Below are 22599 nucleotides of genomic sequence, written 5' to 3' on the forward strand. Positions count from 1 at the left end.
CGGGCCCGGTGAGGCCCGTGTGGCTGGTGGAGTTCGTAACCGTGTGTTACACACATGGTTACCCACACTATGGGGACAACTTATCCCTCAGAGCGCCGTAGAAAGTGGCTTTCGCGCAGGATTCAGCAAAAGACACGACAACGGGCCCCGGGACATCGTCCCGGGGCCCGTCGAGTACGTGTCAGTCAGACGCCGCCGGTCAGCGTCAGACCGCCGTCGATCGCCAGGCACTGGCCCGTCACCCACGCCGCATCCTCGGACAGCAGGAACGTCACGACGCCCGCGATGTCCTCGGGCAGGCCGAGCCGCTTCAGCGGGTAGGCCGAGGCGACCTCCTCCTCGCGGCCCTCGTACAGCGCACCGGCGAACCGGGTCTTGACGACCGCGGGCGCCACCGCGTTCACGCGCACGTTCGGCGCCAGCTCCAGCGAGAGCTCCTGCGTCACGTGGATGACCGCGGACTTGGACGCCCCGTACATGCCGATGCCGGGCGCCGGCTTGAGTCCGGCGACCGAGGCGATGTTGACGATCGCGCCACCGTTGTCCTTCAGCGACGCGCGGTAGGCCTTCTGCGCCCACGAGACCGCACCGAGCACGTTGACCTCGAAGATCTTGCGACCCGCGGTCAGGTCCATCTCGATCATCGGCCCGTACGTGGGGTTGATGCCGGTGTTGTTGACCAGGAAGTCCAGTCCGCCGAACTGCTCGACGGCCTTGGCGATCGTCTCGTCCTGGTGGTCGACGTCGTCGGCCGCACCCGCCACGTAGGCGGCGTTGTCGGGGCCGAGCTCGGCCACTGCGGCCTCGAGGGCCTCGGTCTTGCGAGCCGTGATGACGACCTTGGCACCGTCGGCCACGAGGCGCTGCGCGACACCGAGGCCGATGCCGCGCGACGCGCCCGTGACGATGGCGACCTTGCCGGCGAAACGCTGCGTCACGAGAGGCGCTCCAGGACCATCGCCATGCCCATGCCGCCACCGACGCACATGGACTCGACACCGAACTGCTTGTCGTGCCACTGCAGCGAGTTGATCAGCGTGGACGTGATGCGCGCGCCGGTCATGCCGAACGGGTGGCCCACCGCGATGGCGCCGCCGTTGACGTTGAGCTTGTCCAGCGGGATGCCGAGCTGCTTGGCCGAGCCCCACGCCTGGACGGCGAACGCCTCGTTGATCTCGTACAGGTCGATGTCGTCGATGCCCATGCCCGCGTTCTTGAGCGCGGCCGGGATCGCCTCGACCGGGCCGAGGCCCATGATCTCGGGCGACAGGCCGGTGACGGCCGTCGAGACGATGCGCGCGAGCGGCGTCAGGCCGAGCTCCTTGGCCTTCGTGTCGCTCATGATCACCACGGCGGCCGCGCCGTCATTGAGGGGGCAGGCGTTGCCGGCCGTGACGGTGCCGTCGGGACGGAAGACCGGCTTGAGGCCGCTGACGGCCTCCAGCGTGGTGCCGGCGCGCGGGCCGTCGTCCTTGGTGACGGTCGTGCCGTCGGGCAGCGTCACCGGGGTGATGTCCTTGGCCCAGAAGCCCTCCTCGATGCGCTGCTCGACGAGGTTCTGGCTGCGGACGGCGAATTCGTCCTGCTCACGGCGGCTCATGCCCAGGTACTGCGCGACGTTCTCGGCCGTCTGGCCCATCGCGATGTACAGGTCCGGCAGGCTGCCGCTCTCACGCGGATCGGTCCACGTGTCGGCGCCGCCCTCGGCGCGCTTGGCGGTGCGGGCGATCGCCTCGGCGAAGGCCGGGTTCTCGGTGCCCGGGAGGTCGGCGAAGCCGTTGCCGAACCGGCTGACGGTCTCGACGCCGGCGGAGATGAACGCGTCGCCCTCGCCGGCCTTGATGGCGTGGAACGCCATGCGCGTGGTCTGCAGCGACGACGAGCAGTAGCGGTTCACGGTGACGCCGGGCAGGTGGTCCATGCCGGCCAGCACGGCCACGGCGCGCGCCAGGTTGTGTCCGCCCTCACCGGCGGGCTGGCCCACGCCCAAGTGCAGGTCGGTGATGTCGCGGCGATCGAGGCCCGGCACCTTGGCCAGGGCGGCCTCGATCATCTGGACGGTCAGGTCGTCCGGACGCATGTCCTTGAGCGACCCCTTGCCCGCGCGGCCGATCGGCGAGCGGGCGGTGGAGACGATGACTGCTTCGGGCATGGGTTCTTGCCTTTCCTCGGGGTGTGTCGGAGGGCTTCGCTCAGAAGCCCAGGTCGCGGCCGATGAGTTCCTTCATGATCTCGTTCGAGCCGGCCCAGATCTTGGTCACGCGGGCGTCGCGCCAGGCGCGGGCCACGCGGTACTCGTTCATGAATCCGTAGCCGCCGTGCAGCTGGACGCAGTGGTCGAGCACCTCGTTCTGCACCTGCGAGCTCCACCACTTGGCCTTCGCGGCGTCGGTGGAGGTCAGGGTGCGCTGCGCGTGCGCCGCGACGGCGGCGTCGACGTACGCCTCGGCGACCTCGATCTGCGTCACGAGCTCGGCGAGCAGGAACTTGTTGTGCTGCAGCGAGCCGATCGACTGGCCGAACGCCTTGCGGTCGTGGCAGTACTGGATCGTCTCGAGCAGGATCTGCTTGGCGTGCGCCACGTTCGAGACCGCGCACGACAGCCGCTCCTGCGGCAGGCGCTCCATCATGTAGATGAAGCCCCGGTCGACCTCGCCGATCACGCGGTCGTCGCCGACGCGGACGTTCTCGAAGAACAGCTCGGCGGTGTCGGACTCCTCCTGGCCGACCTTGTCGAGCTTGCGGCCGCGGCTGAAGCCCTCGTCGGTCGCCTCGATCGCGAAGAGCGTGATGCCCTTCGCGCCCTTCTCGGGCGACGTGCGCACGGCCGTCAGGACCAGGTCGGCAGAGAACCCGTTGGTGATGAAGGTCTTGGAGCCGTTGATGACCCACTGGTCACCGTCACGCACGGCGGTGGTGCGCAGCGCGGCGAGGTCGGACCCGCCGCTGGGCTCGGTCATGCCGATCGCGGTGAGGATCGTTCCATCGGCGCAGCCCGGCAGCCAGCGCTCCTTCTGCTCCTGGGTGCCGAGGTCGACGATGTACGGCGTCGCGATGTCGGTGTGGATGCCGACGCACGACGCGAGCGCTGCGGTGATCTTGCTGAGCTCCTCGGCCAGGACGGCGTTGAAGCGGAAGTCCCCCGCCCCCGCGCCACCGAACTCCTCAGGGATCTCGAGGCCGAGGAAGCCCTCGGCGCCGGCGGCCGTCCAGAACTCGCGCGGGAACGCCTTCGCCGAGACGAACTCCTCGGAGAAGGGGCGCGCGTGCTTGTCGAGGAAGGCGGCGCAGGACGCGCGGAAGTCCTCGTGGTCGGCGGAGTAGATCGTGCGGTCCATGCGGTCCTCTCGCGGGGGGATCGGTGGCGCATCGGCGGCCACCCGGAATGACTAAGCGCTTGCTTAGTGTGACAGTCCTGCGTCATGCTGTCCACCATGAGCACCGACTCGGCGAACGGCCGCGATCGTTCCGCCTCCACGCGCGAACGGCTCCTCGCCGCAGCGGTCGAGGCGTTCGCCACCTCCGGCTTCGCCGGCACCACGACGCGCGACATCGCCTCGCGCGCGGGCATGAGCCCGGCCGCCGTCTACGTGCACCACGCCACCAAGGAGGACCTGCTGTTCGAGATCTCCCGGCGCGGGCACCGGTCCGCGGTCGAGATCATCGAAGAGGCCTCGCGCCGCTCGCAGGACCCCGTCGTCCGGGTGCGCACGATGGTCGAGGAGTTCAGCCGCTGGCATGCGGTCAACAGCCGGGTCGGCCGCATCGTGCAGTACGAGTTCGACGCCCTCACCCCCGAGCACCGGGCCGAGATCGCCGAGTACCGCCGCGCCATCGAGGCGCTCATGCGCGACGCGCTCGAGGCCGGGGTCGAGGCCGGCGTCATGACGGTCTCGGACACCAAGGGCACGTCGTTGGCCCTGCTCTCCCTCAGCATCGACCTGGTGCGCTGGTACCACCCCGGCGGCACCACGACCCCCGAGGACATCGCGGCCCTGCACGGCGAGCTCGCCGTCCGCATCGTCGGCGCCGCCGCCTGAGCCGGCCCGGAGACGACGAAAGGGCCCGCGACACCCGGGAGGAGATGTCGCGAGCCCCGACGGGCGGTGGCAGGTCAGGCCTGCAGCACGGCCTCGGCGTTGATGACCAGCGTGATCTTGTCGCCGATCATGAACTTGTCGCCCTCGAGCGGGATGTTGAAGTCGATGCCCCAGTCCTTGCGGCTGATCTGGCCCTTGGCCTCGACGCCGATGCGGGTGCCGCCCCACGGGTCCTTGCCCTCGCCGAGGAACTCGACGACGAGCTCGATCGGCTTGGTGACGTCCTTGATGGTCAGGTCGCCGGTGACGACGAACTCGGTGTCGTCCTTGCGCACGACGCCGGTCGAGACGAACGTCATCGTCGGGCTGGACTCGACGTTGAAGAAGTCGCCCGAGCGCAGGTGGTTGTCGCGGTCGGCGGTGCCGGTGTTGATCGACGACAGGTCGATCGTCGCGGTCGCGGTCGAGGCGGTGATGTCCTCGGCGGTGACGATCGTGCCCTCGAACTTCTCGAACTTGCCACGCACCTTGCTCATCAGGTGACGCACCGTGAAGCCGATCTCGGTGTGCGTCGGGTCAAGCTGCCAGGTGCCGGTGGTGATGCCGCTCATGCTGTTCTCCTGAAGTCTGTGGTTGATCGTTCAACATGTTGGACGGTACAGCATGATTGAACTTTCAATCAAGTCGTTGAACATGTAAACTAGTTCGCATGAGTGATCTGCCCATCGCCTCCGTGAACGACACCCGGTGGCTCGATGAGGAGCAACAGCGGTCGTGGCGTGCCTTCCTGGGCGGATCGACGGTCCTGATGGACCGACTGGACCGCGACCTGCGCAGCGAGCACGGCCTGTCGATGTCGGAGTACGAGATCCTGGTCCGGCTGTCCGAGGCGCCGGACCGGTCGATCCGGATGGCGGACCTGGCCGCGGCCCTGTCGCACTCGCGCAGCCGCATCACGCACACCATCGGCCGGCTCGAGCGGGACGGCATCGTCACCCGCGTCCAGTGCGACACCGACGGCCGCGGCGTCACCGCCGTCCTGACCGACAAGGGATTCGAGCTGCTGGCCACCGCCGCCCACACCCACGTGCGCGGCGTGCGCGAGTACCTCGTCGACCTCGCCTCACCCGAGGACCTCGCCGCCCTCCGGCGCGTCATGGAGGCCGTCCAGGAGTCGATCGGCGGCCGCCGCTTCTAGAACGAGAAATGCTCCCATTTCCACCTTTCAGCACGGCTGAAAGGTGGAAATGGGAGCAAATCTCGGGACGGGCGGGACCTCAGTCGCGGGTCAGGCGGCGGTGCGTGACGCGGTGCGGACGGGCCGCCTCCTCGCCGAGGCGCTCGATCTTGTTGGCCTCGTAGGACGCGAAGTTGCCCTCGAACCAGAACCACTGGCCCGGCTTCTCCTCGGTGCCCTCCCACGCCAGGATGTGCGTGGCGATGCGGTCCAGGAACCAGCGATCGTGCGAGGTGACCACGGCGCAGCCGGGGAAGTCCAGCAGCGCGTCCTCGAGCGAGGACAGCGTCTCGACGTCCAGGTCGTTGGTGGGCTCATCGAGCAGCAGCATGTTGCCGCCCTGCTTCAGCGTCAGCGCCAGGTTCAGGCGGTTGCGCTCACCACCGGACAGCACGCCGGCCTTCTTCTGCTGGTCCGAGCCCTTGAAGCCGAACGAGGCCACGTAGGCGCGGCTGTTCATCTCGAAGTTGGCGACCTTGATGAAGTCGAGTCCCTCGGAGACGACCTCCCAGACGTTCTTGTTCGGGTCGATGTTCGCGCGGTTCTGGTCGACGTAGCTGATCTTGACCGTCTTGCCGACCTCGAGCTCGCCGGAGTCGGGCTCCTCGTTGCCGGTGATCATGCGGAACAGCGTGGTCTTGCCGACGCCGTTGGGACCGACGACGCCCACGATGCCGGCGCGCGGCAGCGAGAAGTTGATGTCGTCCCACAGCACACGGTCCTCGAAGCCCTTGGTCAGGTGCTTGGCGTCGAGGACGACGTCGCCCAGGCGCGGGCCGGCCGGGATGTTGATGTCGGTGGTGTCGATCTTGCGGGCCTTCTCGGCCTCGGCGGCGAGCTCCTCGTAGCGGGCCAGACGCGACTTGCTCTTGGTCTGGCGGCCCTTGGCGTTGGAGCGGACCCACTCGAGCTCGCGCTCGAGCATCTTGGCGCGCTTGGCGTCCTTCTGTCCCTCGATCTTGAGACGGTCCTTCTTGGTCTCGAGGTAGGTCGAGTAGTTGCCCTCGTAGCCGTGGATCTGGCCACGGTCGACCTCGGCGATCCACTCGGCGACGTTGTCGAGGAAGTACCGGTCGTGGGTCACGGCCAGGACGGCGCCGGGGTAGCTCTTGAGGTGGCCCTCGAGCCACTGCACGCTCTCGGCGTCCAGGTGGTTGGTGGGCTCGTCGAGCAGCAGCAGGTCGGGCTGCTGCAGCAACAGCTTGCACAGCGCGACGCGGCGACGCTCACCACCGGAGAGGTTGTCGACCAGCGCGTCCGACGGCGGGCAGCGCAGGGCGTCCATGGCCTGCTCGAGGCGGCTGTCGACGTCCCAAGCGTTCGTGTTGTCCAGGTAGGTCTGCAGGTCGCCGGTCTCGGCCATGAGGGCGTCGTAGTCGGCGTCCGGCTCGCCCATCTCGGCATACGCCTCCTCGAGGCGCTTCATCTTGCCCTTGATGTCGGAGACGGCCTCCTCGACGTTCTCGAGGACCGTCTTGCCCTCGGTCAGCGGCGGCTCCTGCTGGAGCATGCCGACGGAGGCGTCGGGGTCGCGGACGATGTCGCCGTTGTTGGGCTGGTCGAGGCCGGCCATCAGCTTGAGCAAGGTCGACTTGCCCATGCCGTTGGGACCGACGACGCCGATCTTCGCCCCGTGCAGGAACGAGAGGGAGACGTCGTCGAGGACGACCTTGTCGCCGTGGGCCTTGCGGACGTTGCGCAGAGAGAGGACGTAGTCAGCCATGATGCCCACCAGCCTAGCCAGAGCGTGGCAAGGACGACCGACCGGCAGGCGCGGACACGCGTCAGCGGACGGCGGTGGCCAAGCCGCTGCACCAGCGCTCGTAGCGGTCGATCTCGTGGCGCAGTCGCGCCACCACGATCCGCTCGGTGGTGCGGTTGATCGCCTCGGTGAGGGCCTTCTCGGCCCGCGCGCCCGCCCGGCGGGCCGCAACGCCCCCCAGCCAGCGCGACACCAGCGTCAGGGCGATCGCGAACAGCAGCCCGAGGGCGACGGCCATGAGCGGCAGGCTCATGCCCAGCGGACGGGGCGCGCCCGACCACGGATCCGGGTCCACGAGGCCGAAGACCGACGCGGCGCACCAGGCGCCGCCGACCACCACGGCGATCATGGTCAGCCACTGCAGGGCCGCGACAGCGGTCCACCACAACGGACGGTGCTTCAGGCCCAGGTCGACGCCGGCGACGGCCTCGTCGAGCTCGTCGATCACCGCGCGGGTCTCCTCGCCCACGACGGCGTGGATCACGGAGGCTCGCCAGGGTCGCGACATGCCCTCGGTCGCGGCCTCGGTCGCCTCGCGCAGGGCGAGGTCGGCACGGGCGCGCTGCACGGACGGCGAGATCGGCATGGTGCCGGCGACCGCGTCGCGCGCGGAACGGCCGAAGCCCAGCTCGCGCAGCGGGTCGTGCCGCAGCCGGCCGACCCAGCCGATGAGCGGCCAGTCGGTGGCCACGACGGCACGGCGGGCCATCGAGTCCTCGACCGCGTCGGCGATCTGGGGCACCCCGGCGCAGGCGACGAACGTCTCGACGAGGGCGTCACGCGTGGGGCGGTCGAGACCGGGGACCGGCTCGACTCCCCCGACCTCCGCGAGCCGCTGGGCCACCTGGCGCACGTCGGCCACGAGACGGGCCTGCGACGCCCGCTTGGAGCTGATGCGCCGACCGATCTCGGCACGCAGCTCGGGCAGGCCCGCACCCGTGACCGCGCTGGTCGCGATGACGGGCACCCCGCCGAAGCCCTCGCGCTCCAGGATCTGCTCGAGGTCGTCGACCGCGATCTTCAGGTCCGTGTCGCTGAGTCGGTCGGCCTGGTTCAGGACGACCAGCGAAGCGTCCTTGTGCGTCGCCAGAGGCGCCAGGTAGTGCTCGTGGATCGCCGCGTCGGCGTACTTCTGGGGGTCGAGCACCCACACGAAGAGATCGGCGTAGCGCGCGACGTGGTCGACGACGTCGTGGTTCTCCTGCACGACCGAGTCGTGGTCGGGCAGGTCCAGCAGGACGAGGCCCTCGAAGGCGTCGTCGCGGGGCGCGTCGAGGATGCTGCGCCGGGCGATCTGGTCACGGCGAGCCACCCCGATCCAGTCGAGCAGCTCGGTCGCGCCGGCCGGACCCCAGGCACAGGCCAGCGGCGTGGACGTGGTGGGGCGCAGGTAGCCGACCTCGGCCAGCTCGAGCCCGCTGAGGCGGTTGAACAGCGAGGACTTGCCCGAGCCGGTGGATCCGACCAGCGCGACCACGGTGTGCTCGGCCGACAGCTCGAGTCGTTCCTTGGCGTGCGCGAACGTCGCCTCGGCGGGACCGGCGACGGCGGGGTCGAGCACGTCGCCCGCGGCCTCGATGGCCGAGCGCAAGGCGTTGACGCGTTCGTCGAGTGCGCTCATCGGCTCCGCCTTCCTCGGGGTTTGTCGACGGCGCCGATCGCCGCCTGGAGCTGCCACTGGGCGGTCTCCAGCCTGTTCGGGTCGGGCAGCAGGGCCAGGTACCGGTCGGCCTCGGACTCGAAGAGGTCCTCCAAGCGGCGCGACAGATCCCGACCGGCCTGCTCGGCCAGGCTCCGGACCGCCTGGTCGCCGAAGACCGCGTTGAGCACCGCCTGGCCCGCGGCCGCGGTGCCGCCCGCGATGCCCACCTCGGCACCGGTGAGCCCCGCGGTGCCGGCGAAGACGACCACCATCAGGCTGACGCCCGCGGCGTTGACGCCCAGCGACAGGGCGCGCGCCTTGCTCTTCTTGTCGGCACCCTGCTCGGCCACGAGCTCGAACACGGCCTCGCGCCACTCGCGGGCGATGCGCTCGGCCCGCACCCGCACGTCGCGGGACGCACGATCGAGGCCGCGCTGGCGGTCCAGCAGCACGCGACCGGGCTCGGAGCCGTCCCAGGCCCGCGCCGCCTCTTCCGCGGCGCGCTCGGCGCGGTCGAGGATCATCAGGTGCAGTCCCGAGAGCGCGGCCTCCTCGACCTCGTCGGGGCTGGTGGGCCTGCGCTTGAACAGACGGTCGCGCCAGGAGCCGACGGTGCGCTCCAGCTTGCGGAAGATCTCGCCGGAGCCCACGAAGTCCTGCCACCGGGCCAGCACCTCGCCGCGCAGCATCGTGCCGTCGGTCGCGGCGGTCATCAGGTCGCGGTGCGCGCCGACGTAGACCGACTCGACGTCCTTGCGCAGCTGCTCGGCGGCGTCGACCTGGCGGGCCAGCGCCCCCTCCAGGCGCCGGGACGCCTCGATGTCGTGCAGGATCGCGCCCTGGAGCGTCTTGAGGACGATCGCGCGTCGCTGTGCCTCGTCGTCGGCCAACATGCGCAGCCACGTGACGACCTGCGCCACGTCGCCGGCGGGCAGCACGCCCTCGGAGTCGGGAGTCGACTCGGGGACGGAGAACAGGGCGACGTCGGCCAGGTCGTGCTCGCTGAGCATCCGCGCGAGGTGACGGCGCACCTCGACCAGGGCGTCGTCGGACGTGCGGTCCAGGACGACGGCGATCGAGGCGTCGCGATCGGCGGCCCGGCGCAGGTAGTCCCACGGGACCTGGTCGGCGTACCGCGCGGCCGAGGTGACGAACAGCCACAGGTCGGCCGCACCGAGCAGCTGCTCGGCCATCTCGCGGTTGGTCTCGTCGATCGAGTCGAAGTCGGGGGCGTCGAGCACCGCGACGCCGGGCCACAGGGTCGAGCAGGCGACCTGGCGGATCGTGTTGGCCCGACGGCTGTTGGAGCCGGTGCGGGCGACCTCGGGCAGGATCCGGCCGGACCGGAACCACTCGGTGTCGGCGGGGTGGTGCACGAGCACCGGCGTGCGCGTCGTGGGCCGCAGGACGCCGGTGGCGGTGACGCGACGGCCGACGATCGAGTTGACGAGCGTGGACTTGCCGGCACCGGTGGAACCGCCCACGACGACGAGCAACGGGGCGCCGATGTTCTCGAGCCGGGGGACGACGTAGTCGCCCAGCTGCTCGGCGACTTCGCGCTGCAGAGCGCGGTCCCGTTCGACTCCGGGGACCTCAAGCACCAAGGGCGTGGCCACGACAGCGGCAGCAAGGCCCGAGAGGCCTTGGAGCAAACCGTCCTCGACCACGGCCTCGCGCGGGGGAATGGCGGTCGGCTCTGTCATCTCAGATCTCTCACCATCGTAGAGCAGACAGAACGGCCGGACGCGCCAAACACCCGTGGCGGATGTTTCAGGTGTTGTTGAGCGGACGCGCCTCGTCGACCAGCATCACCGGAATGTCGCGGCGGACCGGGTACGCGAGAGCGCAGCCGTTGCACACGAGCTCGTCGGCGTCGACGTCCACGAACAGGCCGGAGCGGCACTGCGGGCACACCAGGATCTCGACGAGGGCTGGATCGAGGTTCACGGGACCACCGTAGCCGAGTCGTCGCGCACCAGACGCAACACGGGGCCGTGGTCGTCCGCGGGGACCTCGGTGGTCGGCCGGCCTGCCTCGCGCACGGCCTCGGCCAGGGCGACGAGGTCGTCGTGGGTCGGCTCCGGCTCGGTGAACTGGGGCGCGAGTCGCACGACGCTCCAGCCCTGCGGGGCCGAGAGTCGCTCGGCGTGCCGCGAGCACAGGTCGTAGGCGTGCGGCTCGGCATAGGTGGCCAACGGCCCCAGCACGGCGGTCGAATCGGCGTACACGTACGTCAAGGTGGCCACCGCGGAGTTCGGGCAGCCTGCGCGCGAGCATCGACGTTGCAGTCCCACGAGGCGAGGTTAACCCCCGGCCCCAGCCGACCGCAGTAGGCTCACCGCGTGGCCAGCGAACCCGGACCCCGAGTCCCCGTGCACGGCCCCCGACCCGGTGCCGCCCGGGACCGGCGCGGACGCGGGCCACGCGGCGTGTTCTCGCTGCCCGGGCCGCTGACGCCGCACGGCGCTCCCATCCACCGGACTCCTCGCGAGGCCTTCGACGAGCTCGTCGCCGAGATCCTCACCCGGCTGGACCGCCACTTCGCGCGCGAGCCCGACCACGTCGAGGTCGCGATCGAGGAGGCGCCGCTGCTGCCGTACGGCTGGGACGAGCCGGTCCCCCGCAGCATCGTGAACCCGGCTCCTGGCGGCTACCGGATCGTGCTCTACCGGCTGCCCATCATCGGCCGGGCGCGCTCGGCCGCCGACGTCGAGGACGCGGTCTGGACCGTGCTGCTCACCCGGCTCGCCGAGGTGTGGCACCACGACCCCGAGGACCTCGACCCCCGCGACTGACGGCTCAGCGCACCGAGACGCCCGGGGCGACCACCGACACCGGCGCCTGATGCACCGTCGCAGCGGCGATCCGCTCGCCGTCGACCTGCCAGAGGCCGGCCCTGATCTCGGCGCCGTCCACCGGCGTGACGAGCAGGTACGCCGGCTTGCCTTCCGGAGCGCCGACCGTGGTGGAGGCACCCGCCTCGAGGCTCACCCGGCGCTCGCCCAGCGACTCCATCGACGCCGAGAAGGACTCGACGACGACCTCGGCGGGCTCCTCGGCCGTGAGCACGAGGCGGACCGCGCGCCCGTCCATCCGGACGGGGACGACGGCAGGACCGGTGATCGGGGGCGCCGGGGCGACCCGGGCGATGTCGTCGTCGGTCTCGACCGTCGCCGACGCCACGACGGGCAGGTCGGACGTGACCGCCAGTGACGCCTGGTCGAGGTCGACCGCACCGGGCACCGTCACGACCCGGGTGGACTCGGGCTCGACCGAGACGTCCTCGAGGCCCTGCGCCGCGAACGAGCCCTGGGGACCCCGCACGGCGACCGTGACGTGCGCCGTCGACGTGCCGGGGTTGGCCAGCTCGACGCGTGTGGTGCCGCCGCGCGGGATCCCCGCGAGGACCTGGGACCTCGCGGCACCGCTGGCCGGGGAGACCAGGTCGGCGCCCGCACGCCCGGCGTCGAGGGCGACCGCCGTCAAGGACCCGCGTCGCCGCGAGACGTGCGCGGCGACCGCGCCCTCCCCGGCGGCCACGTCGTCGACGGAGATCTCGCGCCGCTCACCGGGCTCGACCACGAGGCCCGAGGTGTCGAGGGACTGGATCGGTCCGTCCGCACCCCACCACGTGAGGTCGGCGACGGCCCGGTTCTCGCCGAGGTTGATGAGCGTCACCGTGGCCTCGGAACGGCCGGTGTCGCCGAGACCCACGAACCACGCCTCGTCCACGACCGGGGGGCAGGAGCCGAGGACGGCGTCGCCCGAGGAGGTGCCGGCGACGTAGCCGACCGACCCCGAGCCCGCCCCGGACTGCTCGAGCACGAAGGCCTCGCCACCTGGCTCGGCCGTGCGCCAGCGATCGGCCTGGGCCCAGACCGGGTCGGCGGCGGCCTCCGGCGGGATCGGCCGGGCGGCCGCCTCGGTGCCGGGTGAGACCTGGCCCGCGGCCACGGTCCACCCGGGAGCGACCTGACACGCCCAGACCGTCTGGCGGACGTCGACGCGGCTGCTGCCACCGGCCACGACCGGAGGATCGGGCTCGGGGACGAAGGACACGGCCCCGACGAGCACGAGTGCGATCAGCGGGAGCACCAGGCGAACGGGAATGCGGCCGCTCATGCGTCCTCCTCGTCCGGTTCCGGTTCCGGCTCCGGCGCCTGGTTCCGGCGCACGGGCAGCGCCGCGACCACCGCGGCGACCCAGGCCAGCATCCAGGCGCCCGCGAGCCACGGGCGAGCGGCGCCCGCACGCGGGGCCGGTTCGGCCTTCACGTCGGACGTGACCGACCAGACCCGCGAGTCCGGCGAGTCGCTGCCCTTCTGCGCCAGTCCCGGCGCCGCGTCGATGCGGCGCGCGAGATCCAGGTCGACGTCCGGGGCGTACAGGCTGTCGACGCCGAGTCGGGCGAGCTGGTCGACGTCGTCGCGGGTGGGCGTCGTCACGAGGGACTCGATGGTGTCGTGCAGTCGCTTCTCGCGGTCGGCGGTCGTGCGCAGGGCCTCGGCCCCGAGGTACGGACCGGGACCGACGACGGCGTCCGCGACGATGCCCGACTCGGAGTCGCCGGTCAGGACGACGGTGGTGCCCGGCCGCGCAGCCAGGAACGCCGGGACGACCCGCGCGTCACCGGACTCGAGCGGGTCGGCGATGCCGCGCACCACGAGCCACCCTCCGGCCAGGATCGGGAACGCGGCCAGCAGCGCGATCGCGGGGCGGCGCCACGACCGGTAGCGCCGGGTGCGCAGGACGGGCCAGGCGAACAGCACGGCCGTCAGCAGGCCACCCATCCAGACACCGGCACCGAGGCCGGACCACGCGCGCACCGCCGGAGCGCCCGGGTAGGGCACGAACGTCGAGATCGAGGCGAGCAGGCCCGCCGCCAGTCCGACGAGGGCGACGATCCAGGCGGCGGTCACCGCGCGCCGGGTCGCTGACGGGACGAGCGCGGCGATGGCCAGCACGATCAGCGGGAGCGCGATCCACCACGGGCCCGAGCCGGCGCCTCCGCCTGTGCCGGTGACGACGTCCCACGCGGTGGCCGGGGCGTCGACGGGGTTGCCGGCCTCCCACCAGATCCGTCCCGTGAAGACCCGGTCGAACAGCCACGGCCCCAGCAGGGCCGTGCCGACCGCGGCGCTGGCCGCGAGGTACCGCGCCGCGGGGCGCACCAGCACGGCGCACACGGCCAGGGCGATCATGCCCAGCGCCCAGGCGACCGGCGCGAAGGCCGCGACCAGCGCGATCCAGACCCCGACCAGGACGGCACGCGTCCACTGCGGCTCGAGGACCAGCCGCAGGAGCACGTTCGCGAACAGCGGCGCGACGACGAGGGCCACGACCGTGCCCAACCGGCCGCCGGCGACGGCTCCGGTGACCGCGACCATGAGGCCGTAGGAGGCGGCCCAGGTCATGCGCACGGCGCGGTCGTCGCTGACGAGCCGTCCGAAGCGGTGCGCGGTGAGCGCCGCGAACGGGACGGCCAGGACGGTCAGGATCCCGGCGATGATGCCCGGCGCGAACCACACGACCAGGCCCACGACGGCGAGCGGCAGGACGTAGGCCGGAGCGCCGTCGGCGCTGCCCAGGCCCACCGCGTGCGAGCGCTCGAAGATCAGTCCCCACCACGCCCGGACCGAATCGGGCGACGCAGGCAGCACAGGGCTGAACAGGTTGCCGGTCGCGACGGATCGAGCCGCCACGACCGAGCCGGCGAACAGGACCAGCACCCACGTCAGCCACGGCCACCGGCGCCACCACGTCGGCCGGTCGACGACGACGGGATCCTCCTCGTCCTCGTCGCCCACGCCGATCGAGCGAAGCCCGAGCGACTCGACGGACTCGGGTCGCACGACCGCCTGGAAGGTCGTGGCGGCGACGTCCAGTCCGTGTTGGTACGGCATCCAGAACGGCGCGAAGAGGTCCGAGAGCTCGCGGTTGCTGCGCCGCACCAGGGGCCGGCGCCGGCGGCGGGCGGAGATCATCGGACCGGGATTGGCGAAGACCGTGACCATCGCCGCGATCTCACCGCGCGCCGAGCGCAGGTCCTTGCCGATGATGAAGCCGACGAACCGCACCAGCGACCCCAGGAACAGCCGGATGGAGGTCAGGGGGAACTTCAGCGGGTCGCTGTTGGCGAGCATCGTGTACAGCGCGGCGGCACGGCGCTCGCCGGCCTTCTCGGGGACGCCCTTGCGCCGGACCCGTCGACGGTTGCTGCTGGCCTCGGCGTGGAACACGATCGAGGTGGGCGCGGTCCGCACGCGGTAGCCGGCGCGGTTCGCCCGCCAACCGAAGTCGATGTCGTCGAAGAACAACGGCAGCCGCGGATCGGTGCCGCCGAGGCGCTCCCACACGTCGCGCCGCACGAGCATGCCGGCCGAGCCGACGGCCAGGACGTCGCGCGGGCGGTCGTGCTGGCCGGCATCGGGCTCACCGGACTCCAGCATCGTCTCGCGCTGGCCAGTGCCCGTGACCGTGAGGCCGACCTCGAGCAGACGGCGCAACGACGGCCACTCGCGGACCTTGGGCCCGACGACACCGATGCCGGGGTCCGCGGTCGCCTCGTCGAGCAGCCCGGAGAGCGCGTCGGGGTCACAGATCTGGTCGTCGTGCAGGAGCCAGATCCAGTCGTAGGCCTCGGTCTCGGACTCGAGGGCCACGGCCACCTGGGCGCCGAAGCCGCTGCGAGCCGGCGCCTTCACGACACGCGATGCGCCCGTGTGGGCGTTCAGCAGGTCGCGGGTGGCCGGATCGGTGTCGTCGTGGACCAGCACGAGGTGGTCGGGACGGTGGTTCAGGCGGTCGAGAGCGGCCAGAGTCTGGGGCAGCCACCGCGATCCGCGGTGGGCCACCAGCACGGCGAGGACGGTGGGAGGCCGCGATCGCCAGGCGGCGACCGGAGCGTCCTGATCTGCGTCGTCGTGCATGCTCGCCACCTTAGGCGGTTGCGACGAACCGCCCGGGGTCAACGAAATCGCGTGATCAGGCGCGCTTCTTGAGCTTGCGACGCTCGCGCTCGGACAGTCCGCCCCAGATGCCGAAGCGCTCGTCGTGGGCCAGGGCGTACTCGAGGCACTCACCCTTGACGTCGCAACTCAGGCACACACGCTTGGCCTCGCGTGTGGAGCCACCCTTCTCGGGGAAGAACGACTCGGGGTCGGTTTGAGCGCACAGCGCGCGCTCCTGCCACATGAGCTCGGGGTCGTCGCCCTCGATCCAACCGACTAATGACATGTCTGTAATTACAGACGTCTGCCTGCCAAACGTCAAGCCGAATAGCAAATGTCAGGGAATCCTCGGCGTGTCGCACTTCGGTCGAACGCTAGCGTCGACCCGGTGACCACCACTCTCGCGACCATTCTGACCCCCTCCCCCGCCCCCGTGGTGACCTACTACGACGTCTCCACCGGCGAGCGGGTCGAGCTGAGCGGGGTGACCCTGGCCAACTGGGTCGCCAAGGTCGCGAACCTGCTCGTGGACGAGCTCGACGCCGAACGCGGCACCCGCGTGCGCATCGGTCTGCCGAGCCACTGGTTGCGTGCCGTGTGGCTGCTCGGCGCGTGGCGGGTCGGCGCGGTCGTCACCGACCACGGGGCGGACATCGGCCTGTCGGGCCCCGAGCTCGAGGCCGACGAGCCCGTGCGGCTGGCCGCGTCGCTGCGGCCGCTGGGGGGCCGCTTCCCCCAGGAGCCGGCCGGCTTCCTCGACACCGCGATCCACGTCCCGGCCAGCCCGGACGTCTTCATCGACCTCGATCCCCCGACTCCGGACGACGTCGCGATCGACCTCGACGGACGCACCGTCACCCACGCCGAGCTGCTCTCGGGACCGCGCCTGACCGGCCGGGTCGTGCGCGAGCCGCAGCCCCTGGCCGACGACGCGGCCGACCTCGCCGCAGCCCTGGCGGGCGGGGGTTCTCTCGTCATCGTCGCCGGGGCCGGACCCGACGACCTCGAGCGCATCGCGGAGCAGGAACGCGCCACCGTCGACGAGCGGGGACGTTGAGGCACTCGTGATGAGTGGTGCCCTAGACTCGACGGGGCATCTCGGCTGTGTGCCGGTGCCCGCGACACCTCACGACAGGAACGACGCATGACCCCAACGGTCGACGACCCGCAGGCCTACGGCCTGACCCGGGTGGGCGGCCGACCCCCGCTGCTGGAATATCTGCGGGGCGTCGCGCAGCGCAAGGACTTCATCGTCTCCCTGGCCAAGTTCCGGATCGAGGCCGAGAACCAGCGCCAGCGCCTGGGCATGCTCTGGATCGTTCTCAAGCCGATCCTCAACGCCGCCGTCTTCGGCATCGTGTTCGGCATCCTCATGGCCAGCACCAAGTCGGTCCCCGACTTCGTGCCGTTCCTGATCATCGGCGTCTTCATGTTCGAGTTCTTCTCGGCATGCATGGGCAGCGGCTCGAAGTCGATCACGGCCAACCAGGCCCTCGTGCAGAGCTTGGCGTTCCCGCGGATGTCCCTGCCGATCTCCGTCGTGGTGCAGAAGTTCCTGCAACTGCTGCCGACGGTCCTGCTCCTGTTCGTCTTCCTGGTGATCCTGGGCCACCGCCCGACACTCAGCTGGCTGCTGATGGTGCCGCTGATCGCCCTGTACTTCCTGTTCTGCCTGGGCGTCGCGTTCATCACCGCCCGCCTCACGGTGCACCTGCCGGACCTGTCGAACCTGCTGCCGTTCATCACGCGGTTCTTCTTCTACACGACCGGCATCTTCTTCAGCTTCGACATCCGGTTCGAGGACTCCCCCGGACTGCTCGAGGCCGTCCAGTACCAGCCGATCTACGCCTTCTTGAGCCTCTCGCGCGAGCTGCTGCTGGACTCCGATCCGCTGTACGACGTGCGGATGCAGTTCTGGCCGATCATCGCGGTCTGGTCGATCGCGCTGGTCGTCATCGGAACCATCTTCTTCTGGGCTGCCGAGGAGCGTTATGGCCGTGTCGACTGAGCCCACCGAGTCCCGGCTCACTCCGGACGGCCGCCGTCCGGTCGTGGTCGTGCAGGACCTGCACGTCGAGTACAAGGTCTTCGCCACGGGCAAGCGCGCCACCGAGGCCGACCGCGGCGGCCTGCTGCGTCGCGCCAAGCGCACCCGCACCGTGCACGCCCTGAAGGGCATCACCTTCACGGCCTACGAGAACGACAGCATCGGCATCATCGGGTCCAACGGCTCGGGCAAGTCGACGCTGATGCGCGCCATCACGGGCCTGACGCCCTCCAGCCGCGGGGCCATCTACGCCAGCTCGCGCCCCAGCATGCTCGGTGTCGGCGCGGCCCTCATCAAGCCCCTGTCGGGCCAGCGCAACGTCATCCTGGGCGGTCTCGCGCTCGGCTTCTCCAAGGCCGAGATCGAGGAGCGCTACGACGAGATCGTCGACTTCGCCGGCATCCGCCCCTTCATCGACCTGCCCATGCGGACGTACTCGTCTGGCATGACCGCGCGACTGAAGTTCGCGATCGCCACGATCCGCAACCACGAGATCCTCATCGTCGACGAGGCGCTGGCGGTGGGCGACCGCAAGTTCCGCAAGCGCAGCGAGCAGCGGATCCGCGAGATCCGCGACAACGCCGGCACGGTCTTCCTCGTCAGCCACTCGATGCAGTCCATCCGGGACACCTGCAACCGGGTGATCTGGATCGAGAAGGGCGAGCTGATCATGGACGGCGATCCCGACGAGGTCATCGCCGCCTACGAAGAGTCCCGCTGACCCCTGCTGCTCAGCAGCTGGCCGCGAGGTCGTCCGTGTTGTTCGCGGCCTTCGGCGACTCCGTCGGCTCGGTCGCGCCCGGCGCCTGCGTGGTCGGTGCCGCCGTCGTGGGCGCGGTCTTCGCGGGCTTCTTCTGCGTGCTCTTCTTCTGCTGACGCTCGCTCTTGGCGACCAGCTTGGCCACGTCGGCGCGGATCTGCTCGAAGTTCGGCGTCACCGTCGAGTAGTCCGGCGGGACGACCGACAGGGTCGCGATCTTCTTGTCCTTGGCCTTCAGCGCCAGGTCACCGAACGCACCCAGCTCGGAGGCGGGGATGTTCGTGCTCAGCATCTCGGCCGAGCTCGTGGCGATCTTCCCGGCGTTGAGCACCACCTGCTCGGGGCTCAACTGCTGGAGCATGGCCTGCATGAGGCACTTCTGACGGCCCATGCGCGTGTAGTCGTCGGACTGCACGCGGCTGCGGCCGTACCAGAGGGCGTCCTTGCCGTTGAGCTTGCGCTTGCCCGGCTGGATGTAGACCTGCTTCCAGGCGTCGTCCTTGCCGAACTTGGCGATCGGCTCGGTGATCTCCATCTCGACGCCGCCCACGGCGTCGACGAGACTCGAGAAGCCCTGCATGTTCACCAGGACGTGGTAGTTGATCTTGAGCCCGGTGACGCCCTCGACGGCGTCGATCGTGGCGTCCAGACCGGGGTCCTTGCTGTCGGGATACAGGTCCGTGCGGTTCGCCGCAGCGGTGTGCACCGCGTTGAGCAGGCACTCCGAGCCGCAGTTGTACCCGTACGGGTAGACCGCGCGCATCGGGGAGTCCTCGGGGAACGGGACGTTCTGCAGGTTGCGCGGCAACGACACCATGACGGGCACGCCGGTCGTGGCGTCGATGCTGACCACGTTGAGGGCGTCCGGCCGCAGACCGAACCGGTCGGAGCCGGAGTCGGCGCCGAGCAGCAGGATGTTGTACCGGCCCTTCAGCGGGGACTTCACCTCGGTCTCGCTGAAGACCTGCTCCACGACGTCCTTGGAGGCCGTGACGGTGTTCCAGCCCAGGAAGGTGGTCGACGTCGCGAGCGCGACGACGGTGATGTTGACGACCGAGATGACGCCCAGCCGCCACCAGCCCAGGCTGCGGACCAGGGCCAGCCGCCACGCGTCGATGAACAACAGCATCCACAGCACCGACACGACCAACCCGGTGATGCGGGCGACCTGCAGGACGGACGGGTCGGTCAGCCAGTCGATGACCTGCATGCGATCGGGACGGAAGCGGAACCACGTCACCGTGACTGCGAGGAGCACGGCGACCCACGCGACCATGACGGCCGCACCCAGGCGGCGGGCACCGGCGAGGAACTGCGCGACGCCCGGCCAGACGACCGTGCCCAGGATCAGGACGAGGGCGCGACCCAGTCCACCCTTCTGGGCGACCCGGGTGGGCCGTGCCCCGAGAGCGCTCACGGCACGACTCCCCTCGACTGCGAATGACGCTCCATTAAACCGTGGGGTCCCCAGCGGTGGAACGGTCGGGGCAGGTCAGCAGGACTCGTCGAGGTTGGCACTGCGGTTGGCCTTGCGCGGGTCCTTCTTCTTCGCCTCCGCCGCGACCTCGATCGTCGGCAGGGAGGCGGTGACGAGCGCCGCCTTCTGCAGCTCGGCGTTGTGCTGCGACGAGCCCACCGCGTCGGACACGAGGCGTCGGACCTTGTCGTAGTCGGGGTTGCCCGTGTAGATCACCGGGGGCACCAGCGACACCGAGGCGATCGGCTGGGACTTCGTCTTCAGGGCCAGATCCATGAAGACGTTGAGGTCCTGGCGCGGAATGCTCGTGTGCAACATCGCCGAGCTGGAGTTGGCGATGTCCTGCATGTTCATGATGACCTTCTGCGGGTTGAGCTGGCGCACCATCGCGTTCATCACGCACTTCTGGCGTCCCATGCGCGACCAGTCGTCGTTCTCGACGCGGGACCGGGCGTACCAGAGGGCCTTGTCGCCCGAGAGATTCTGGTGGCCGGCCTCGATGTACCCGCGGATCGGCGAGCCGATGCCGCCGATGGCCGTGCGCTCACGCACGTGGATCTTCACGCCGCCGACGGCGTCGATGAGCTTGGAGAAGCCCTTCATGTTCACCAGGGCGTAGTAGTTCAACTTCAGCCCGGTGATCTGCTCGACGGCACCCATCGTGGCGTCGATGCCGGGCTCCTTCGACTGGAACAGGTCGGCGTGGTCGTTGGCCCACGTGTTGACCGCGTTGAGGTAGCAGCCGTCGCAGTCGAACCCGTTCGGGAACTGCTTGCGCATCACCGAACCCTTCGGGAAGGGGACGTTCTCGAGGTTGCGGGGCAGGCCGATGATGACCGCCTTGCCGGTCTCGGCGTCGATGCTGGCGACGTTGATCGAGTCGGGGCGCATGCCCGAGCGGTCCTTGCCCGAGTCGGTGCCCATGAGGAGCACGTTGTAGCGGCCGTCGTGCGGCTTGGACACCGTGCTGGACGCGAAGACGGTGTCGGTGAAGCCGTTCATGACGCCCATGGTGTGCGAGGCGAAGAACAGCACGGCCGCGGTGCCGGCGACGAGGGCGCCGTGCAGGACGGTCGAGATGGCCAGGTGCGGACGGGCCAGCTCGCGCGGGCGCCCGAGCCGCCAGGCGTCGACGATCAGCGCGATCCAGCCGAGGGCCAGGGCGAGCAGGAGCCAGCGACCCAGGGTCAGCAGGCTCGCGTTGGTGGCCAGGCCGAAGAGGAACTGACGGTCCGTCAGCGAGATCAGGGCGAAGACCACGGTGAGGGCCAGCAGGGCCAGCCAGACCCGGATCGCGATCCGACCGACGCGCTTGTTGCCCTGGACCAGCTGGGCCGAGCCCGGCATCACGAAGGTCATCGCGGCAAGAGTGAGTGCGCGCCGGAACTGGATCCGGGCAGTGGCGCTGGTCGGGTCGGCGTAGGTGCCGCCCAACGCGCCCGAGCGGTCATGGAGCATTGCTGTCCTCACGGTGGGGAAGGGTCCGTAGGTTTTCTCAGTATCGAGCGCGCTCCCCCGATCGACGGGAGGACGCGCCGAGGGGCGGCCGTGGGAATCTCCTGTTGCCGTCACGCGGTACGTTCACCCCATGTCCCCCTCAGGTCCCACGGACGGCGACGGATACGACTGGTTGTACGAGGACGAATCCGGTCGTCACCGTCCGCGTCCGGCTGCAGCGGGCTCCGACGTGCCGCCGCCGAACCTGCCGCCGCCGGGCTCCAAGGGCTCGCGCCCGAAGCGCTCGAAGGATCCCCGGGAGCCGAAGCAGCGCAAGCCCCGCGGCCGGTGGCGCCTGCTGTGGCTCGTCCTGGTGCTCTGGCTGGCCTTCCTGCTGATCGTGCCGATCGTCGCGTGGTCCAAGATCACGAAGGTCGACGCGACCCCCGAGGGCGAGCGCCCGGAGGACAAGGCCACGACCTGGTTGATCGTCGGCACGGACAAGCGTCCGAAGGACCGCTCACGCGGCCGCACCGACACGATCCTCATGCTGACGTACGGCGGCGACGGCCCGTCCGTGCTGACCTCGATCCCCCGCGACTCCCAGGTCAACATCCCCGGACACGGGCGCACGAAGGTCAACGCCGCCTACGCGTTCGGCGGCGCTCCCCTGCTGGTCGAGACCATGGAGGGGGCCACGGGCGTGCGCATCGACGGCTACGCCGAGATCGGCTTCGTCGGCCTGCGTGACGTCGTCGACGCGCTCGGCGGGATCGAGATCTGCCCCGACCAGAACATCAAGGACAAGGACGCCCGGCTCAACATCAAGAAGGGCTGCCAAGAGGTCGACGGCAAGACGGCGCTGGCGTATTCGCGCTCGCGCAAGGCGTTCGGCACCGGCGACATCGCGCGCGGCCAGCACCAGCGCGAGGTCATCGGCGCGATCGGCAAGGCCGCGCTCTCACCGAGCACCGTGCTCAACCCGTTCACCTACTCGCGCGTGGCCACGACGGTGGCCGAGTCGCTCGCCGTGGGCGACGACGTCTCGATGTTCTCGTTCGCCCGCTTCGGGTGGAAGCTGGCCCGCGCGGTCGGAGGCGACGGCCGCAGCTGCACCGTCCCCATCGCCGACCTGTCGGTGCAGTGGGACCGTGAGCGCGCCCTGAAGTACTTCGGCCACCTCAAGAACGGCACCACAGACCAGCTCGGTGACCTGTGCACCGAGGACGGGATGCGCGACTGAGTCC

General features: G+C 70.3%; 21 protein-coding genes. 7 read left to right on the top strand and 14 right to left on the bottom strand.

Going from position 1 to position 22599, the window contains the following annotated elements; translation table 11 throughout:
• Positions 1–185: 185 nt before the first annotated feature.
• The 3 genes from H9L21_RS12350 to H9L21_RS12360 are packed head-to-tail and all read right to left on the bottom strand — an operon-like array spanning position 186 to position 3338.
• Positions 186–938 (bottom strand): SDR family oxidoreductase, encoded by a 753-nt coding sequence (locus tag H9L21_RS12350; protein ID WP_187411522.1) that lies wholly within the window; start codon positions 936–938, stop codon positions 186–188.
• Positions 935–2152, bottom strand: coding sequence for an acetyl-CoA C-acetyltransferase (locus tag H9L21_RS12355; RefSeq protein ID WP_154596647.1), 1218 nt, complete (start codon positions 2150–2152; stop codon positions 935–937). Before H9L21_RS12355 ends, H9L21_RS12350 begins: the two co-directional genes overlap by 4 nt.
• Positions 2153–2192: 40 nt before the next feature.
• The gene (locus H9L21_RS12360) at positions 2193–3338 is read right to left on the bottom strand and encodes an acyl-CoA dehydrogenase family protein (RefSeq protein WP_154596646.1); all 1146 of its coding nucleotides are present in this window, start codon (positions 3336–3338) and stop codon (positions 2193–2195) included.
• 96 nt (positions 3339–3434) lie between these two features.
• On the opposite strand from H9L21_RS12360, the gene H9L21_RS12365 reads away from it, so the two are divergent.
• Positions 3435–4040: a TetR/AcrR family transcriptional regulator gene (locus H9L21_RS12365; RefSeq protein ID WP_154596645.1), complete on the top strand. Its 606-nt coding sequence runs from the start codon at positions 3435–3437 to the stop codon at positions 4038–4040.
• A 74-nt stretch (positions 4041–4114) separates the two neighbouring features.
• On the opposite strand, the gene H9L21_RS12370 is transcribed toward H9L21_RS12365, so the two are convergent.
• Positions 4115–4651, bottom strand: a complete 537-nt coding sequence (locus H9L21_RS12370) for a YceI family protein (protein ID WP_154596644.1) — start codon at positions 4649–4651, stop codon at positions 4115–4117.
• Positions 4652–4749: 98 nt separating this feature from the next.
• Between H9L21_RS12370 and H9L21_RS12375 the strand changes: the two genes are divergently transcribed.
• The gene (locus H9L21_RS12375; RefSeq protein WP_154596643.1) at positions 4750–5238 is read left to right on the top strand and encodes a MarR family winged helix-turn-helix transcriptional regulator; all 489 of its coding nucleotides are present in this window, start codon (positions 4750–4752) and stop codon (positions 5236–5238) included.
• Between the two features lie 79 nt (positions 5239–5317).
• Here H9L21_RS12375 and ettA read toward each other — a convergent pair whose 3' ends face one another.
• The 5 genes from ettA to H9L21_RS12400 form a co-directional block, all read right to left on the bottom strand.
• Positions 5318–7000, bottom strand: a complete 1683-nt coding sequence (gene ettA, locus H9L21_RS12380; protein ID WP_154596642.1) for an energy-dependent translational throttle protein EttA — start codon at positions 6998–7000, stop codon at positions 5318–5320.
• A gap of 61 nt (positions 7001–7061) precedes the next feature.
• Positions 7062–8660 carry a GTPase gene (locus H9L21_RS12385; RefSeq protein WP_154596641.1) on the bottom strand — a complete coding sequence of 533 codons (1599 nt, stop codon included), beginning with the start codon at positions 8658–8660 and terminating at the stop codon, positions 7062–7064.
• A complete protein-coding gene (locus H9L21_RS12390; RefSeq protein WP_154596640.1) occupies positions 8657–10384 on the bottom strand; it encodes a dynamin family protein in 1728 nt (575 codons plus the stop codon). The genes H9L21_RS12385 and H9L21_RS12390 overlap by 4 nt, the downstream gene beginning before the upstream one ends.
• A 67-nt stretch (positions 10385–10451) precedes the next feature.
• The gene (locus H9L21_RS12395) at positions 10452–10628 is read right to left on the bottom strand and encodes a Trm112 family protein (protein WP_187411523.1); all 177 of its coding nucleotides are present in this window, start codon (positions 10626–10628) and stop codon (positions 10452–10454) included.
• Positions 10625–10975: a DUF3499 domain-containing protein gene (locus tag H9L21_RS12400; protein ID WP_187411524.1), complete on the bottom strand. Its 351-nt coding sequence runs from the start codon at positions 10973–10975 to the stop codon at positions 10625–10627. The genes H9L21_RS12395 and H9L21_RS12400 overlap by 4 nt, the downstream gene beginning before the upstream one ends.
• A gap of 48 nt (positions 10976–11023) precedes the next feature.
• Here H9L21_RS12400 and H9L21_RS12405 point away from each other — a divergent pair, with 48 nt between their 5' ends.
• On the top strand, positions 11024–11476 hold the full coding sequence (locus H9L21_RS12405; protein WP_154596639.1) for a metallopeptidase family protein: 453 nt from the start codon (positions 11024–11026) through the stop codon (positions 11474–11476).
• Between the two features lie 4 nt (positions 11477–11480).
• Here the strand turns inward: H9L21_RS12405 and H9L21_RS12410 are convergent, their stop codons facing one another.
• Genes H9L21_RS12410 through H9L21_RS12420 form a run of 3 tightly spaced genes read right to left on the bottom strand, consistent with a single transcriptional unit; the run spans position 11481 to position 15917 of the window.
• Positions 11481–12803 carry a DUF5719 family protein gene (locus H9L21_RS12410; RefSeq protein WP_154596638.1) on the bottom strand — a complete coding sequence of 441 codons (1323 nt, stop codon included), beginning with the start codon at positions 12801–12803 and terminating at the stop codon, positions 11481–11483.
• Complete coding sequence (locus H9L21_RS12415) at positions 12800–15610, bottom strand: glycosyltransferase family 2 protein (protein WP_154596637.1); 2811 nt, start codon at positions 15608–15610, stop codon at positions 12800–12802. The genes H9L21_RS12410 and H9L21_RS12415 overlap by 4 nt, the downstream gene beginning before the upstream one ends.
• A gap of 55 nt (positions 15611–15665) precedes the next feature.
• The gene (locus tag H9L21_RS12420; RefSeq protein WP_146828372.1) at positions 15666–15917 is read right to left on the bottom strand and encodes a WhiB family transcriptional regulator; all 252 of its coding nucleotides are present in this window, start codon (positions 15915–15917) and stop codon (positions 15666–15668) included.
• Between the two features lie 102 nt (positions 15918–16019).
• Between H9L21_RS12420 and H9L21_RS12425 the strand changes: the two genes are divergently transcribed.
• The 3 genes from H9L21_RS12425 to H9L21_RS12435 all read left to right on the top strand — a co-directional run bounded on the left by H9L21_RS12425 (position 16020) and on the right by H9L21_RS12435 (position 18399).
• Positions 16020–16688, top strand: a complete 669-nt coding sequence (locus H9L21_RS12425) for a TIGR03089 family protein (protein ID WP_187411525.1) — start codon at positions 16020–16022, stop codon at positions 16686–16688.
• Between the two features lie 87 nt (positions 16689–16775).
• A complete protein-coding gene (locus H9L21_RS12430; RefSeq protein WP_154596635.1) occupies positions 16776–17639 on the top strand; it encodes an ABC transporter permease in 864 nt (287 codons plus the stop codon).
• Complete coding sequence (locus H9L21_RS12435) at positions 17623–18399, top strand: ABC transporter ATP-binding protein (protein ID WP_154596634.1); 777 nt, start codon at positions 17623–17625, stop codon at positions 18397–18399. The genes H9L21_RS12430 and H9L21_RS12435 overlap by 17 nt, the downstream gene beginning before the upstream one ends.
• Positions 18400–18409: 10 nt before the next feature.
• On the opposite strand, the gene H9L21_RS12440 is transcribed toward H9L21_RS12435, so the two are convergent.
• Both H9L21_RS12440 and H9L21_RS12445 read right to left on the bottom strand, forming a co-directional pair.
• Positions 18410–19855 (bottom strand): LCP family protein, encoded by a 1446-nt coding sequence (locus tag H9L21_RS12440; RefSeq protein WP_154596633.1) that lies wholly within the window; start codon positions 19853–19855, stop codon positions 18410–18412.
• Positions 19856–19930: 75 nt separating this feature from the next.
• The gene (locus H9L21_RS12445) at positions 19931–21373 is read right to left on the bottom strand and encodes an LCP family protein (RefSeq protein WP_154596632.1); all 1443 of its coding nucleotides are present in this window, start codon (positions 21371–21373) and stop codon (positions 19931–19933) included.
• Between the two features lie 130 nt (positions 21374–21503).
• Here H9L21_RS12445 and H9L21_RS12450 point away from each other — a divergent pair, with 130 nt between their 5' ends.
• The gene (locus tag H9L21_RS12450; RefSeq protein WP_154596631.1) at positions 21504–22595 is read left to right on the top strand and encodes an LCP family protein; all 1092 of its coding nucleotides are present in this window, start codon (positions 21504–21506) and stop codon (positions 22593–22595) included.
• Positions 22596–22599 lie beyond the last annotated feature (4 nt).

The sequence above is a fragment of the Aeromicrobium senzhongii genome (genome assembly GCF_014334735.1).
Lineage (GTDB): Bacteria > Actinomycetota > Actinomycetes > Propionibacteriales > Nocardioidaceae > Aeromicrobium > Aeromicrobium senzhongii.